Origin of the sequence: Gilliamella sp. B3022, from assembly GCF_028751545.1 — a bacterium.
Classification (GTDB): domain Bacteria; phylum Pseudomonadota; class Gammaproteobacteria; order Enterobacterales; family Orbaceae; genus Gilliamella.
Genome location: NZ_CP071867.1, coordinates 2,337,568 through 2,355,004 on the forward strand (window position 1 = coordinate 2,337,568; position 17,437 = coordinate 2,355,004).

Below are 17,437 nucleotides of genomic sequence, written 5' to 3' on the forward strand. Positions count from 1 at the left end.
TTTTAAGTTAAAAGGGTAGCACATAAAAATAGAATATGGCGATCGTTGCTAAAATTATTATTGTGATGGCATAGATTTTATCATGTAGGAAGCCGAAAGCTGGAAGTGCCCGTTGTTTTCTCGCATACAAATAAAATATCAGTCCAACGCCATATAAAATCATGGATAATAATAGGTAAGATATTCCACCAGCATAGATCAGCCATATACCATACATTGAACCTACAGAACCTAAAAAGATTAAGTAAGCCTTACCTCGATATACCGACAATTTGAGTACGAAAAGAGCTGATAGTAAGTAAGGGATGAGCACCATGGAAGTAGAGAGTTGAATCAGTGTGTTATAACCCGATTGATAAAAATAAGCAACGATGATGAGTATACTGATTAAACTTGAAGTTAAATATAATGCATTAGCGGGCGTACCTTTTTTATTAAGTTTACCAAAACAACTGGGTACGGTGTGATTGTTACCTTGTCCACTTAAAAACAGCATTTCAGCAGCAAGCAGTAGCCATGATAATAATCCACCACTTACCGATACGATAAGTCCGATATTGATTAACGTTGCTCCCCAGCTACCTATAACTTGTTCAATGACTAAAGCCATGGAAGGGTTTTTCATTTGTGCTAATTCCTGCTGAGGAACAATCCCTAAAGATAATACCGATACGCAAACCAGTAATAAACTTGTGATAGCAAAGCCAAAAAAGGTGGCTCGACTAATGCATAACAGATTCTTAGCTCGTGACGCGTAAACTGTCGCACTTTCAATCCCTAAATAGACCCAAACCGTATAAAGCATAGTGTGTTTTATTTGATCAACAATTGAGCCTAATTGCGGTGTTCCCCAAAAATCTGTTTTAAATGTATTCACTTTGAACGCTAAAATGATGCAGACAATAAATAATCCTATCGGTATAATTTTAGCTAACGTAACGAAACAATTTAATAAAAATGCATGATAAATTCCTTTCAATACAAACGAATTAATCGTCCACAAGAATATAAGGGCACCGATAACAGCAGGAAATGTGGTGCCATTGCCAAAATAGTTAAAACAATCAAACGAGCCGAGTGCACTAAATAAAATGACCAAATAACTCGCGCATGACATCCATGCCGAGATCCAATATCCCCATGCGGCATTAAAGCCAATGTAATCACCAAATCCTTCGCGTACATATCCATATAATCCATCATTAATTTTATAAAAACGGACGGACAGATATTGAAAGATTCGGGTTAGCATTAGCATTCCAAATAAAGTAATAAGCCATGCAATTAATATGGCACCTGCACCGGCTCCTTCCGCCATATTTTGTGGTAGGCTAAAAATACCACTCCCTACAATACTTCCCACTACCAGTAAAGTGAGAGGAAGTAGACCAAGCTTTTTTCTTACTGGCGTATTCATATGAATTTCTTATTTAGTTAATGAGAGGATTGAGGATTTTATTCTTAAAATCGCAATGACATACAACTTACACCGCCATCGATTTTACGGTATTCAGATGTATCAACTTCAATCACTTGATAACCCAGTGCTTCAATTTTAGCTTTAGTCATTGGATATCCATAGGGCATAATGACTCGTTCATTTACCCAAATACAGTTAGCGGCATAGCTTTCTTTATCAGGAATTTCAATAATATTAAGATGTTGAAACTCAGGTTTAGTAATAAATTCACCCGTGGCTAATAAATTATCATGTTCTAAATAAGCAAGACCGGTTTTTAAATGCAGCACCTTTTCTAAGGTAACCACAGAACCTGATAATCCATGTTTTTCTAAGATAGCAATCATTTGATCTGCACCAGATTGATTAGTTCGCGCGGATAAACCAATATAATAATGATCGCCAACCATCATTATATCGCCAGCTTCAACTGTACCAGGTGCAGAAATGCTTTCTACTTTATTAGGATAAAATCTTTCAATAGTAGCCTGAATAATTTCGGTTTCGCCCCGACGGCTTACAGCACCCGGTCGAGTAATAATGGCGCAATTGGGTGTACATAAAACCGTATCTTCCACAAAGACAGAATCAGGAAAACGTTCATTTGCTGGTAAAATCGTAATATCAACATCACATTGTTGCAAAGCTCGAATATAATCATTATGTTGATCTAATGCTTTTTGATAATTGGGTTTACCCAAGTTAGCCGATGTTAAACCATCAATAAGTGATTTGGCTGGTGTTCGAGCGATAATATGATTGAATTTTTTCATCAGTTTTAAATCCTTATTTCTTTAAATAATTATGCTTTATTTTTGAATAATAATTCACAATAATAACTTTATCAAGAGTTAATTTGATTTTTTATGCAGTTGTTGTATTTTTTTATTCAAATTGTAAAATGAAGTGAAGACAGAAATTTGAGATCAGAAAAATAGAGGCTGAATCGATTTTATAAAAAAGGGTAATAAACATTACCCTTAAAATTTGATTTATAGCAATGATTTGGCGATTATTGGTTATTCACCACCAAAATCGACCAATGTGTAACAATTAATTCCCATCTTGGTTAACTTAGTTTTACCTTGTAAATCTGGCAAATTAATAACAAACGCTGCATCTTCAGCTATTCCTCCCGCTTTTTGAATTAATTTAGCGGTAGCAGCAACGGTTCCACCTGTCGCAAGCAAATCATCAATGATTAAAACGCGTTCATTCGGTTTTATTGCATCACAATGTATTTCTAATGTATCAGTACCATATTCAAGTTGATATTCTTCTTTAAAAACGTGACGAGGTAACTTATTGGGTTTTCTTACCGGTACAAAACCTACACCTAAAGCTAATGCTAAAGGAGCAGCAAAGATAAAACCACGAGCTTCAGTACCAACAACTTTGTCAATTTTTTTATCTTGATAATGATCAATTAAAAGATCGACAGATGTTTTAAAGGCGATAGGGTCTTCAAGTAAACTGGTGATATCCCGAAACAGTATCCCTTGTTTTGGATAATCTGGGATCGTAATAATGCTATTTTTAATAAGTTCAAGTTTTTGTTGCAATTGAGTCATATTAAATATTCTCTAACTATTTTCTTTAAGAGCGACTAATTTTTTATTATATACCTTTGCTCTTTACAGTGGCAATAAACAAACAGTTAACACACCGTAAAATAGCGAGATAGGCTAGTTAAAAAGCGATTTCTGTGATGCGTTTATGCATCGTTTAATCGCTTTTTTACCCATTTTTACAATTCAGTATTATCTTTGAGCAGTTTGTCATAAAATTTCTAAATGAAATAAAACAGTAACTTTTTCTATGGTATCTATGAAAAGGAAAAAATTGAGCAAATAATTGGTTTTGAAATTGCTTCAGACGATGTTTTGAATAAACCTTTTGCAATTCTTGAATTAAGAGCTAAAAACCATTGCAAAACATGATTTGTAAGTGAAAAATCCAAATTTAATTTATGGCGATGATTATACATTTCGTCATTTTATGATGATGAGCCAATAATCCTTGCTAATAAATTTCTATTTGTTTTGGATCGATCACCACATTAAATATGTCTTTCAGACTCATTCATGTTCATTAAGTTGTAAATGCATGAAAACGTTATTTTTGTGGTAACTGAATGGCTAACCATGATATTTATGCTCAAAGGATTGATGAATATTTAAAAGTTCCCACCAAAATTGATTGCCAAACGAATAAATATTCCATCTCATACTCACCTTCAAAAGAAGGTATGATTTTATGATGGATGAACAATTTAGATAAATGATTTATCTGATTTTTTACTATCAGTTATGAATAATAATTGACTAATTTTAACAGGAAAAGGAATAAAAAATGAAAAAAGTGTCCACCATTATGGCATTATTATTGTGTTCAGGGCTAGCACAAGCAAGAACTTACGATGAAATCATCAATTCAGGTTTTTTGAAAATTGGGGTACCCGCTGATTATGCGCCATTAGCTTTTTATAATTCTCAAGAAAAATTGGTCGGTTTCGATGTTGATATGGCTAAAGAGTTAGCAAAACGATTAAACGTAACGCCGGTATTTTATCTCACAAGTTGGCCAACTTTATCGCAAGATTTAGCCAATGATAATTACGATGTCGCTATGGGTGGGGTGACTTATACCCGAGAACGTGCAGAAAAATTCTTACTATCAGATGAAATTGTAAAAAATGGTAAAGTGGCATTAGCAGCCTGTGAAGTCGCATCAAAATTATCAAATTTAGACAAAATTGATCAACCTGGCGTTAAGGTGGTTGTTAATCATGGTGGTACAAATGAAAGTTTTGTAAATAATAACATTCATACAGCACAAGTGATCCGCGTAGAAAATAATTTTGATAATATTCAAGCATTACGCGATAAAAAAGCGGATCTCATGGTGACCGATCTTATTGAAGGTCAGTATTATCAATACAAGGAGCCCAACGTTTTATGCTTAGCAACTAACGCGCCATTTAAGGGGACAGAAAGCTATAAAGCTTATATGGTTCAATTGGGCAATCAAAAACTACTGGATGTCATTAATAGTTGGCTTCCTCATTCTAATAAACAGCAATTAGCGGTAAAATGGGGAGTAAAAACTCAGTTAAATTAATTCGCAAATAACTTAATACTTATGGCGGTTGAATCCGCCTCAATTAGCCTAAATAATTTCTATTTCAGTCCTATTTTAGTTGGTAACCCTTAGATCTTTGTCCTTGAGCTAAACCATGTCGATCAAACCTTTTATGGGAGTAATACTCAAATGAATTATTATGATTTTTCAGTTATTGCATTAAAATTATTGGTTGTTTTTATTTGCATCATCTTATTTTTAAAAATTACGGGTAAGACATCATTATCGCAAATGTCGAGTATTGATTTTATTGGTAATATGATTTTAGGTGGAATTGCTGGAGGTATCATCTATAATCCTAAACTTACTGTCTTTGATTTTTTGGTGGTTTTACTCATGTGGACGGCCATCATGTATACTTCCAACTATTTGAAGAAAAAAAGTCAAAATGCCAAAGCATTCATCGTTGGTAATCCGATTATATTAATGGAAAAGGGCAAAATTAAATTAGATGCCTTTACTGCCGTTAATTTGGATTTTTCCAGTTTTGCAGTACTACTTAGAATGAAAAACATCTTTACCATTCATGCGGTGGATAAAGCTATCTTAGAACCTAACGGACAATTGACCGTTGTTAAAAAAGGGGATAAAGATATTTCTGTCCTTGTATTAGAAAATCAAAGTCCAAATGAAGATGGGTTAAAATCCATTGGCAAAGACGAGGATTGGCTAAAATCTAAGTTGGCTGAACAAGGTTATGTAAATTATGATGGATTATATTGCGTCGAATACTATGATGAGAGACTTTTCGTGATACCAAGTGAACTTGTTAAATGAATGAATTTTTATGCGAAATCTACACTTAATGCACCTTAACCATTGCTTTGGTTAAGGTTTATAGGTTTTTTCTCTTAGCCATATAAAGGCGATTTGTTCAATGCTTTGACAACAAAGCTTGGTAACTGAAAGTTATTATTAAGTTTTTGTTGAATTTGTTTCGCTTCTCGTTCGGTTTGACATTGGGTAAAAATACAGGCACCGGTACCCGTTAATCGGGTTGGAGCAAATTGAGAAAGATAGCGAATGACCTTATCAACTATTGGATATCGCTTTCGGACAACCATTTCACAATCATTTCTAAACTGATCAAATGACAAAGCCAATAAATCATCAAGATTTCTACTGGGAGTATTACGAGTAAGCTCCGGATCATTGAAGACTTTAACGGTGGATATTTCAATATTAGGGTAGGTAACTAAATACCAGTATTGTGGAATATCAACCGTTAAAAACTGATCACCAATGCCTTGGGCAAAAGCCGCTTGACCATAAATAAAGATGGGTACATCAGCACCAATTTGCCGTCCTATTTCAATTAATGTAGCGGTTTTTAAATTGAGTTGCCATAATTGATTAAGAGCGACTAATACCGTTGCCGCATTTGATGAAGCCCCGCCTAGTCCGCCCCCCATAGGGATTTTTTTATCAATAGTGATATCGACGCCTAAATCCTGACGATTGGCATAAGATTTTAAATGATTGGCAGCAATAATCATTAAGTTTTTGTCTACAGGGACATTAACAAACTCGGTAAGTAAATTGATTTGATTATCCTGACGCATATTAAAAGTTACAACGTCACAATAATCGATGAACTGAAATATGGTTTGCAAATCGTGATAATTGTCAGGACGGCGCCCGGTAATGTAAAGAAATAAATTCAATTTTGCTGGTGAACACCACTGTTTCATCATGACTTCCTTTTATTGCAAAATCCAGTTATTGATCTTCAGACGAATGTGTTCATCATTATGATGCAACTCAATAATTGCAGGTAAATCTATTTTTTGGTTTTGATAGGTATAAGTGGAATACTTGGAGATGTTCAAGTTCCATTGATTATTGTTTTGCATAAAATTCGTTGATGCTAATCTACCTAAGGAGTCTAGTTTATCATTCAAACTATTAGAATAACCTTTTAACCAATTATGCAGAGAATTAAAAGGAACATTAACATTCGATACTTTCTTCATCAAGGTTTCAATATTAATATCTTTATAATGATTACCATTTTTATCAATAAGTTCCGCAAAATCAGGCTCAGATTTTAGCGTTAAAATAGTTGTTCCAACAGGCGTTGTTAACTTAACTTCGAAATGATTAACGGATTGTTGGGAAATGAAAAATCGACCATAGTTACGAGATGTTTCGCTTGTTTGGGCAATACTGCCATGAACACGAAAAGTATTTATCTGTTCAAGAGTCTGTTGATGAGTTTTCCATTGTTGTTCAATTGATGCTGTATCTTTAGGTTTATTGATCTGGCAAGCGGTGATAATAAAAGGTAAAACCAGAATAAAAGCATATTTGATTTTAGACATGAATCATCTCTTGTAGTTGAACGATAGAATTGCTTTATTATAACTGATAATTACCATAATAAGAAAAAGTAACTGTAAATTAACGTTTAATATTTTTTTATGTATAATATTACGCAAAGAATGCTTCATAATACAGTTATTCATCAAAATAAAACTCAAGAAGACACAATGCAATGTCAATCACAATATTAGGTATTAATCATAAGACTGCACCATTAGCATTAAGAGAAAAAATTGCTTTTCCTAACGAAACAGTCAATAAAGCACTGTATAGCCTTTATCAACATCCTCTAATTGAGGGGTGTGTAATATTATCAACCTGCAATCGCACCGAAATTTATTTAAACTATGAACATCAAACAAATTATTTAAGGTTAAAAGAATTCGTTGAAAATTGGTTAGGTCAATTCCACCATGTTAATCTTGAACAGTATAAAAACGTGCTTTATTGGTATGAAGGTCAACGAGCTATTGAACATTTAATGGCCGTTGCCAGTGGTTTGGATTCAATGATCATCGGTGAACCACAAATTTTGGGTCAAGTTAAAGTTGCCTATGGCATTGCACAAAAAAATCACTGTTTGTCGATGACTTTAGAAAAGCTTTTTCAAAATATTTTTCATGTAGCAAAACTTGTGCGCAGTCAAACCAATATTGGCTCTAATACTGCCTCGGTTGCTTATGCTGCTTGCCTTATTGCGCGTAAGTTATTTACAGACACCTCAAAATTAAATGTCATGTTAGTTGGAGCAGGGGAGACAATAGAACTGATTTCTCGCTATTTAAAACCTCATGGGTTTAATCACGTTCTTGTTGCGAATCGTACACGTGACAAAGCATTAAAATTAGCATCTATTATTGATGCTGAAATCATATCACTACCTGATATAGCTAATCGTCTTAAAGAAGCCGATATCGTTATCAGTTCCACCGCTAGCCCATTACCTATTATTGGAAAAGGGATGGTTGAACGCACATTGCAGGCAAGAAATTATCAGCAAATGTTATTTATTGATTTAGCTGTCCCTCGTGATGTCGAACAGGAAATTAACCAACTCGATAACGTACATTTATATACGATTGATGATCTTCAAAAAACGGTTGAAAATAATTTAGAACAACGCGCCATTGCTGCTCAAAAAGCTCAACATATTATTCAAGAACAATCTGAGCAATTCACCGATTGGCTTAAAGCTCGTTACGCAGTTGACTACGTTAAACAGTATCGCTCTCATGCACAAATTATTAAACATGAGTTAGAAACCAAAGCGCTAAAGGCTATCAAGCAAGGAGCAAATGTAGATGAAGTCTTGGCGGAATTTTCTCATCGATTAACCAATAAACTAATCCATGCGCCAACTCAAACTTTACTTAATGCAGCAACTCATGGTTGTGATGATTGTTTTAGAGTATTGAGTAAAGGTTTAGGTTTGAAAAGACATAACTAAGGTTTATCCTTAACAGAAAATAGAATTGATTGGATCAACTTGAATTTTTTAGATATCAACGTTTGGTAAAAAGTTTGTAAAACTGATAATTACGTTAGAGTATAAAATGATTTCGTTGTAAAACAGTCAGCTTAGTTGTTAAATTTTTCAGATACTAAGAAATAATTCGCTTGTATAACAAAGGGCACAAATACATCGTTATCGATTATTGTAACATTAACACCCAAAGCGCCCAAAAACACACCTTACAAGGTGAACTTAATTTTTTAGATTTTATTCTTGTTACCTATTTTCAATGGTAACTTGTAATCTATAACAACTCGGAGTAGCATTTTTCGTATTAGTAATAATTGCAAATAATGCATCATCATTATTAATTAAATTGAGATCATCAGCGATGAAAATGTGTATAGCATGTGGTATGCCAATGACTACACTTGGTGATTATCCCTTGCATGATATGTCAAAAAGTTATTGTAAACATTGTGCTCATAAAGATGGCACAATGAAAACTTTTGAAGAAAAATGGCAAGAAGTTGCTCTGGGTTATGCCAATAATCATCATATCGATTATTCAATGGCTAAACACACTGCATATGTAATATTAAAAAAATTACCTGCTTGGAAACGTCAGTGGTAAAAAAACAGTTATTTTAAATTAGCAGGTTTTAGTTAAAAAATATAACAATATCGACAAATAAGCAGAATAATCCGCTTATTGAGTTGCCATATTCAACATAAAATACAATCAAAGATCCATCAAATTTTAATCAGTAAATTTAAAATGTTGTAACCTTTGACTAATAAAGATCAGCATTTCATCAAATCCTGAAGTCCAATAGGACCAATCATGACCGCCATTGCGGGCAATGAATGTATAGTGAATCTTATTTTTTTAAGATTCATACTTAATAGGGTATTACCTAAAAGAAAATCATCTTTTGAACCGCAATCAAAATAAAAATATCCTTCCGATTCCAACTTATTCGATGTTTTATTTAAAATGTCATATTTATCCTAAAATTTATTATTCACTCTGTTTTTACCTATTAGATTTAAACCATAGGCTTTACCATAAAATTTTTCACTAAACCAGTAAACATAAAATTCAGTGAAAACGGTTCATACAATTGACTGCATTTGAAGTCTCTGTCCAGTAAAAGTTTGTTGAATGATAGACAACTATTTTCAATTCATCATCCTACATTCAGACTCTACTCACAAACATCCAATCCATTTTTTATACATTATATAAAGAATTTATTGAAAAATTTTTGAAAACATATTAACTGATTCCGATAATCATTTTCGAGTATAAAATGTAGGAATTGAAGGAGTAAACATGGCGAACAAATTAAACTCACTGATTAATACCGTTGGTGAGGGGCTCTTTAATGGAATAGCAGATGAGGTATGTCATAACCGCTACACCTTAATGGTCGATAATTTGATTTCGCCGATTAGTGTTATACAGGTTCAGGGGGATGAGCAGCTCAATCAGCCATGGTATTACACCATTGACTTCACCAGTATTGATAAAACTTTATCGCCTGATACGATACTCAACCAAAAAGCGTCCTTCTACTTTAATCCTGCTATGAATAACGTACTGGAAACGGCGATTCGTTCGTTAAGTGATCTCCCTATCGAGAGTGACTTACGTAAAATTTCTGGTGTTATCACTCGTTTTAATGTGTTATCTGTGAGTAAAGAGCAGGCACATTATCAGATTGTGTTATCCCCTCGTTTAGCAAGATTAGCATTGAATCGCAATCATGCGATATTTCAAAATCAAAGTGTGATCAGTGTGGTGGAAGAAGTGCTACGCAGTCATGGTTTTACTGGCATTGATTATCGGCTGGAATTGAACAATCGCTATCCGGAACGTGAATTCATTACTCAATGGCAGGAAAGTGATTTAAGCTTTATACAACGTCTGTTAGCCGATATTGGTGTCTGGTTTCGGTTTGAAACGCATGCCGAGCACAATTGCGATGTCATGGTCATAAGTGATAACGAACAAGGTTATGAGCAGGCAAGTGATATAGATTATCGATTACCGAGTGATACGCTGGATGGCGGAACAGAAAGTATCTGGAATATTCGGCAGGACAATCATATGGTGAAATCCTCAGTCAAAGTGCAGGATTACAACTACCGTGACGCCAAAGCTAAGTTACTGAGTGAAGTTAACAGCCAACCTAAAGACAGCACCACTTATGGCACCGATTACCGTTATGATGAGCATTATAAAGAACGAACAACTTACGGTCAGGAAGATAAAGTTGAGGAAGATAACGATAATCGCAACAGCAATGGCTCAACTGACCAGCGTAATCAAATTGAAACCGGTCAATGGTATGCCAAAATTCGACATGAACAAGCAATCAGTAAAAAAACTCTGATTAGCGGAAAAAGCAACCGCTATCATCTGACACCAGGTCAACGCATTCAAATTAAGGGCAGTCCGCTGGTTAATGTTGATGACGGTATGATTATTTTAAGCGTGGAAGGCCATGGCAACCGCACGGATGCTTACGAGCTGAGTTTTACCGCAATACCGTATCAGGTATTAAAACCATACCGTCCTGAGCCATTAAAGTGGCCCAAAATGGTGGGTACCTTATCGGCAAGAGTGACTAGTCCTGACAATGACACTTACGGTTATATTGATACTCAGGGTCGTTATCGGGTTAAATTTAATTATGACCTAAAAGAGTGGAAAAAGGGCTATGAAAGTTTATGGGTCAGGCAGGCAAAACCGTACGCAGGCGGGAGTTATGGTTTCCACTTTCCACTGATTGACGGGACTGAAGTTGCCATTGCCTTTACCAAGGGCAACCCTGACCGCCCGTATATTGCGCATGCCATGCATGACAGTACGCATCCGGACCTTGTAACGACGATAAACAAACATCGCAATGTGATTCGTACCCCAACCAATAATAAGTTACGCATGGATGACAAACGGGGGCAGGAGCACATCAAGCTGGCGACCGAATACGGCAAAACTCAACTTAATATTGGGCATCTTGTCAACAGCAACAAAGAGCAACGAGGGGAAGGATTTGAACTGCGTACGGATAAATGGGGGGCGATTGCAGCGAATCGAGGTCTGTATTTGACCAGTCAGACCGAACCCAAAGCGCAAGGTAAGCAACTGGATATGCAAGGGGCAATGGCTGAACTGGAAAATGCGTTATCGATTGCCAAAGCACTGCAAAATGCGGCGCAACAGGCGCAAACTCATGCATCTGATACAGATTCACAACAACACTTACAAAGTGCTTTAAAAGACATGAATCAAGCGGGGATCCTCGCTTATGCACAAGAAGGCATAGCATTAACCAGTCCGGAAAACATCCAGCTTACTTGCGCCAACAATATAACGGTAACAACGGCAAGTCAAACGGATATTACGGCATTAAAAAATATTACCCTATCTACATCAGAAGCCATCAGCTTATTGGCACAAAAATCAGGAATGAAAGTGTTAGCCAATCAAGGTGATATTGATGTGCAAGCCCAAAATGCCAACCTCAATATGTTGGCGAAACAAGATATCCAAATAAACAGTGTAGAGAGTAAAGTGGACATTAGCGCAGCGCAAGAAATAACCTTTATTTGTGGAGGCTCGTACCTTAAAATCAGCGAGGCGGGGATCGAGCTTGGCTCGCCAGAGAATGTTTATCTTAAATGTAATGCGATGCAAAAAATGTCACCAAATAGCATGAATCACTCAACTGAGTTAAGTGATTCTGTCGATTGCCAAGTGACACAAAGGCAACAAGTGAAAGATCAAAACGGTTGTTTCAATCTGGACTAATTAAAACAAAGGGATGTGATAAAAATGCTAAAGTGTGGACAAACGCCGATTGATTTAACATTAATATCTGCACAAGCAATGAATATTGCAAAGCAATTGATCGATGGTTCACGGGATTATAAAAATCGTTGCTTAGTGATACTCGATCCCTTTTTAAACCCGATTAACGAATCGTTTATGAAGTACTATCAATTTCGCATTCGTTTATATCCAATTCCAATCCGCCATCAATCCGTTTTACCCAAAAGGTATCCATGGTTAATTGAACTTGATTTGACGGATAAATATGAACACGCCGTATTAACGTATATGGTAGATAAAGCATTAAAACAATTAACTCCTCAGTCTATTGCATCGGGTCAAGGCCAACAATATTGCGCTTGGTTATTTAGTTCAGAAAAAACAAAATCCATTATACAACAACTAAGTAACATGACCTTGCAACGAAATAACAAAATATTGTTACGTTATTACGATCCAGCTGTGTTTTTTCAGTTGTTACATCTACTCAATCCTGCTCAAAAAAGCCGGTTATTCGGCATCATAGAGATGTGGGCAGTATTAAATCGCCAGGGTGAATTAATCATTCACCAAAATGAGGGGAAGATGGGTTCAAATTTTAGCGGTGAACTTTTTATTACCCATAAACAGTATCAACAATTGCAATGTATTGGAATGAATAACATGCTTATCCAAGCAGACAAATTAACCCATCCACAAAAAAAGACAGATGAAATTGAAAATCTACAAACCATTATGCCTTGTCTGCTCCGTTTAAAGGCAAAAAAAATTGAGGATAAAGACTTTCATTTGGAGTGGGCAAAATTAGCGCTAAAATTTGGGAAGGATTTTGATGTTTCTTCACATCTTTATGAAAAAATTGAAAATTTATCAACGGTAAGTGAATATTATCCAATATTAAAAAAATTACACAATTTAAGTCCTCAAGATTGGCAAGCACTAGCCTTAAAAAATAAGGAAGAGAAAGCATGACAGATCCAAAAACAACATCAAATTGTGGATGCCAAACACAGGGGATTGCAATATTACCGGTTAGATACACTGTTGTGCCCAAATACTTAAAAAGTACCCAACCCCATTGGGCAAACTCATCAAATGTAATCAATTTACCCTTATCAGAAGGCTATCAGTATCATGTAAGAACATTACGTGAAGGTTTTTTATACCTTTACATACCCGACAAACTGGGTAGCAAATGGCAAATCTATTCGATTGATAGTAAAGGACATATTATTAAGCAATCTTCACATCATGCCGCTCAACCGATTGCTGACTCAGAACAAAATTCGGATTATCATTGTCCTGAAGTAAAATCCAATCCATGTCATGATGCGTTTATCACTTTAGCTTATCCTGAACACTTAACCAAAGTCTATTTTGCTTTTAGTGAATACAAATGGTCGGATAACACCATTCAAAAATACGAAAACAATCCCGAACAACGCATGCAAATGATTGACATTTCACAATGGGAAGGTAACGCCGAAAGTGCAACCACGGCTAACCTAAGCAATATTCAAAGTATAGTAGACTTTGATCCTAACGTGGACAGAGAACAACTGCCTTATGATGAAAATCGACAGCTTATTTTCAGTAAAGATAATAAACAGGGTCAAAAATGGGTAACATTTCCTGACACGTTTAGCCAAAGTCGTGACAAACAATACCAATTTGACAAAACACTATTGGATAAAAACAGCACGTGTGAACCGTGGGGGCGATTAACATCGGATTCAAGCGAACACTTAGCCAAAACGCTAGCTAAATACAGCCCAAGCAAAAAACCCATGATTATTGCTATTGAAGATCCGATTGGCGTCACAACCGAACTCAATGGTTATTATAACGACGCTTATGTTAGGGTTTTACAATTTCAACAAGAACGCCGACAAGAATATGAAGCCTTAGCCTGTATTGAACACGGAAAACATTTAGCAGCGTTAAAAAAATTTTCCGATGATTATTCTTTTCCACCTGAAGATAATTTTTATGTACAAAAAATCATGAAATCAGGCAAAATTGATGACAATCCTGATAAACCCATGTCCAATACTGGTAATGGACTGCATGCGTTAATATGTGAAGAACTCTATGGTAAACCAGGGAGTTATTCATACTATAATAAATTTAAAAATATTTTTTTAATGTCTAAAACCTCCCCAAATCCAGATATATCCCCTTATATGAAATATGTTCTTAAAGAACAACATCATACCATTACCCTAGGTGAGGCACTATACGTTAAAGAAAAACTTCAACCTCAGCTAGTCCAAGAGTATAAAGACATCCTTAAAGATTTTTACAGCCAAGAATTGGCGTTGAAAGCAAAACGCGAAATCGATACTCAAAAATTTTTAAAAAAATACGATGAATTAGTCAATACTAAACCCTTTGAAGACAGGCAAAAAGAGTTACTCGAATTAGTCGACAAAAAATACCAAAGCCGTTCAAAACAGCTGATTACTTGGATTAAAGATAGCAATTTTTATTCCACCGTCTACCATGATCTTGACGGCAATCAACTCTATGAGTTGGACGAAGACTTTCATCCTAAAATTAAAGAGCATAAACAAACATTTGAAAGGGTGCTTCAAGAATCGCTTAAGCATAATGAAATCATGCCAGACGATTTAGAAGAACTTAGAAAAGTAAATATCGAAGGCATAATATTTTTATTTACCATTACTAATGTGACTCAAGGGCTAGAATTATGTGAACAGGGTAAAGCTTTTTTAGACGCCTTTACAAATTTAGATTATGCCAAAACGATCAATGACAACGTCAACGGCATGTTATGGCGAATGTTTGCTTATCATAATGATGATATGCACAGCATGATCAACCAAGTCTTGGACGAAGCCGCAAAGCCAGAAAACAAATCCATTGTTGAAAAGTCAATTGAAAAATTGATACCAAAGTTAGATGATCTACCTTTTAATAAAATAGCTTTGAAATTTAAAAATTTGCAGGATCTTCTTTTGACATTAGAAGAATTAGAGAGAAATGATCCTAATAATCAGATAAAAGAAAGTTTATTTTCTTTCAAATTAATGGGATTTCCGATAAAGCTTAAAATTAAAAGTCTTACTTTAACTGAAACAATCACACTCAAAGCAACTAACTTACTGCAGCCAATTTTTAACCACATTGCTAACTCGTTATACCATGCCAGTACGGTAATATATAAAGCCTTATCATTAACCACAGCTGGGGTTTTAAAAACGACGGCGCTAACTTATTTACATTTAGAATATCAACTCATTGCCGGATTGATTAATTTAGACCCTGGGCCTAATTTTGGCACAGCAACTGTACCCCTGTATTATCCACGTTGGAAGCTTGCCACCCGAATGGCGGTGAACAAAGCCCGAACATTATTAAATGACGCTATCGTTAGCTTGGACAGGCGTCTTAATATTTTGTTTAATCATACGCTGTCACAAGATAAAGCCAACAAAGTGTTTGATTTTATTTTTAAAGCGAGCGATGCCGACCCAGAGATATCAAAAAACCTATCAAGATCACTTAAATCAATGCGCATGTCGGCTGTAGTTGCCATGCTCGAACTGTATAACTTTAATTCGATCAGTAAAACCAATCCTAATCTGGAACAAGACGAACATTATCTCAGCTTAAAAACATCAGCCGGTTTTGCCTTAGCGGCGACCTCGGTTGAACTTATGGCAATGATCACCGCTGTGTATAAAGGAATGCAAAATGTATTTTTTAGTTTAGGTAAAACTTTATCAGGAGTATTAGGAGCGATTTCATCTTTTATTATACTTTTTGATACTTTCAATGAATTTAGCTTTAACAGTAACCAATATAATACCATTCTGTTAAATTTGTTATCAGGTACAAAATCTATTTTATTATTATCAATGGGAATTTCAACCAGCATTATAGGATTATCATATCATTTCGCTTGGTGTCGAACATTTTTAACTACTCGAACAACATTTTGGATGTTAAAAATGGTAGGTAAGGGTGTTGGAAAAGCAAATATTTCATCTATGGCAGGAATTCGGTTAGTTTTGACCAGGTTTTCAGGCCTCTTGGTTATTCTATTTTTCGGAGTTGAAATGATATATGATGCTTTTACAGATGATAATTTTGAAACCTGGTTAAAACGCTGTGCACTGCGCACCGATAAATATTTAATGCCACATAATAAATTCAAAATTTATCAAACGCCTGAACAACAAAGCTCAGCTTATCAAGATGATGTATTAAAGGATATGTTTAATATTGACGATGAGTCACAAAACAATAACAATCAAGCCAATAAAGACAACAGCAACGGTATTGATGTTGATGAAGCATTAGCACTAATAGAACAAGATTTACATAAAAGGGGTTTTTTACATGTCTAAACGTTATGATGTATTAAAAGGAACGGTTAGCCAACTACAAATCTTTGATGACCCAAAAGAGTTACGCTCTGATAATATCGGCTTAATTGCCATAATTGGAGTGTTAATTGTAGGAGTATTTGGATTAGTAGGTGTTTTACTTAATGTATTTACTGCAGGTAATATCACATTAAAAGGAAAAGGATTTTGTTGTTACGTGGGGCGTAAATTTGTAGAAGGAAAATTAACCCATATTGGCTTTAAAAATGGAGACTATGTGGAAATGGTCGTGGATAAAATTGATGATAACTTTTATCAATCATATGCTGTAAGAATCCCTAAAACTCATGCTTTATATTTTCCTCGATCAGTAGGGATGACTACTTTGCTTTTATTGAAATATTTAGCAATAGGTGTTGGGGCTTTTTTCTTATTTATATTTATAATTTTATCTTTTTTGCTCTATATTTATTTGGATGAGGAAATTTTTCTTTCTTCGTATATTAGTGTTATCATTTCTGGCATCATAATGTTTTTTATAATATTTATGATTTTTTTTATACTTTTAGGCGGTTCTCACACTTTTGTTAGTAATCGTATTTTTTCAACTTTAGGCTACCCTAAACCTTTGCTACATGATTGTTCCAAAGAACATTTTCGTTTTAAAAAATTAAATCGCTCTAATAATCCTGAGCTGTATGACGATCCGCAAACTCCCGAATTTGAACGAATCAAAATATATGATCGTAATGCTACTTATTACTGCCGAACGCCAATCTTACCAGATGGGGTCGACGTGATTGATGAACGGGGTTTTACGCCTGATATGGATAATCCACCACCCAAATTAAATCACACGGAACAGTAAC

At 35.1% G+C, this 17,437-nt stretch carries 13 protein-coding genes; 8 read left to right on the forward strand and 5 right to left on the reverse strand.

Going from position 1 to position 17,437, the window contains the following annotated elements; genetic code table 11:
* Positions 1-7: 7 nt before the first annotated feature.
* The 3 genes from J4T76_RS10605 to apt all read right to left on the reverse strand — a co-directional run bounded on the left by J4T76_RS10605 (position 8) and on the right by apt (position 3,030).
* Entirely contained in the window at positions 8-1,417 is a 1,410-nt protein-coding gene (locus J4T76_RS10605) for a basic amino acid/polyamine antiporter (RefSeq protein ID WP_267340837.1), read from the reverse strand.
* A gap of 44 nt (positions 1,418-1,461) precedes the next feature.
* Entirely contained in the window at positions 1,462-2,232 is a 771-nt protein-coding gene (ddaH, locus tag J4T76_RS10610; RefSeq protein WP_267340838.1) for a dimethylargininase, read from the reverse strand.
* 246 nt (positions 2,233-2,478) lie between these two features.
* On the reverse strand, positions 2,479-3,030 hold the full coding sequence (gene apt / locus J4T76_RS10615) for an adenine phosphoribosyltransferase (protein ID WP_267340840.1): 552 nt from the start codon (positions 3,028-3,030) through the stop codon (positions 2,479-2,481).
* 781 nt (positions 3,031-3,811) lie between these two features.
* Between apt and J4T76_RS10620 the strand changes: the two genes are divergently transcribed.
* Both J4T76_RS10620 and J4T76_RS10625 read left to right on the forward strand, forming a co-directional pair.
* On the forward strand, positions 3,812-4,579 hold the full coding sequence (locus J4T76_RS10620) for a transporter substrate-binding domain-containing protein (RefSeq protein ID WP_267356075.1): 768 nt from the start codon (positions 3,812-3,814) through the stop codon (positions 4,577-4,579).
* 150 nt (positions 4,580-4,729) lie between these two features.
* A complete protein-coding gene (locus J4T76_RS10625) occupies positions 4,730-5,377 on the forward strand; it encodes a DUF421 domain-containing protein (RefSeq protein ID WP_267340844.1) in 648 nt (215 codons plus the stop codon).
* A gap of 74 nt (positions 5,378-5,451) precedes the next feature.
* Here J4T76_RS10625 and ispE read toward each other — a convergent pair whose 3' ends face one another.
* Both ispE and lolB read right to left on the reverse strand, forming a co-directional pair.
* A complete protein-coding gene (ispE, locus tag J4T76_RS10630; protein ID WP_416380587.1) occupies positions 5,452-6,294 on the reverse strand; it encodes a 4-(cytidine 5'-diphospho)-2-C-methyl-D-erythritol kinase in 843 nt (280 codons plus the stop codon).
* A 9-nt stretch (positions 6,295-6,303) separates the two neighbouring features.
* Complete coding sequence (gene lolB, locus J4T76_RS10635; protein ID WP_267345794.1) at positions 6,304-6,921, reverse strand: lipoprotein insertase outer membrane protein LolB; 618 nt, start codon at positions 6,919-6,921, stop codon at positions 6,304-6,306.
* Positions 6,922-7,094: 173 nt separating this feature from the next.
* On the opposite strand from lolB, the gene hemA reads away from it, so the two are divergent.
* The 6 genes from hemA (at position 7,095) to J4T76_RS10665 (ending at position 17,436) form a co-directional block, all read left to right on the forward strand.
* Entirely contained in the window at positions 7,095-8,369 is a 1,275-nt protein-coding gene (hemA, locus tag J4T76_RS10640) for a glutamyl-tRNA reductase (RefSeq protein ID WP_267354958.1), read from the forward strand.
* 397 nt (positions 8,370-8,766) lie between these two features.
* Positions 8,767-9,009, forward strand: coding sequence for a zinc ribbon domain-containing protein (locus tag J4T76_RS10645; RefSeq protein WP_267340851.1), 243 nt, complete (start codon positions 8,767-8,769; stop codon positions 9,007-9,009).
* 702 nt (positions 9,010-9,711) lie between these two features.
* Complete coding sequence (locus tag J4T76_RS10650; protein ID WP_274460475.1) at positions 9,712-12,195, forward strand: type VI secretion system Vgr family protein; 2,484 nt, start codon at positions 9,712-9,714, stop codon at positions 12,193-12,195.
* A 24-nt stretch (positions 12,196-12,219) separates the two neighbouring features.
* Positions 12,220-13,188: a DUF4123 domain-containing protein gene (locus J4T76_RS10655; protein ID WP_267356200.1), complete on the forward strand. Its 969-nt coding sequence runs from the start codon at positions 12,220-12,222 to the stop codon at positions 13,186-13,188.
* Positions 13,185-16,589 (forward strand): T6SS effector BTH_I2691 family protein, encoded by a 3,405-nt coding sequence (locus J4T76_RS10660; protein ID WP_267356199.1) that lies wholly within the window; start codon positions 13,185-13,187, stop codon positions 16,587-16,589. The genes J4T76_RS10655 and J4T76_RS10660 overlap by 4 nt, the downstream gene beginning before the upstream one ends.
* Positions 16,582-17,436: a hypothetical protein gene (locus J4T76_RS10665; RefSeq protein ID WP_267346261.1), complete on the forward strand. Its 855-nt coding sequence runs from the start codon at positions 16,582-16,584 to the stop codon at positions 17,434-17,436. Before J4T76_RS10660 ends, J4T76_RS10665 begins: the two co-directional genes overlap by 8 nt.
* Position 17,437 lies beyond the last annotated feature (1 nt).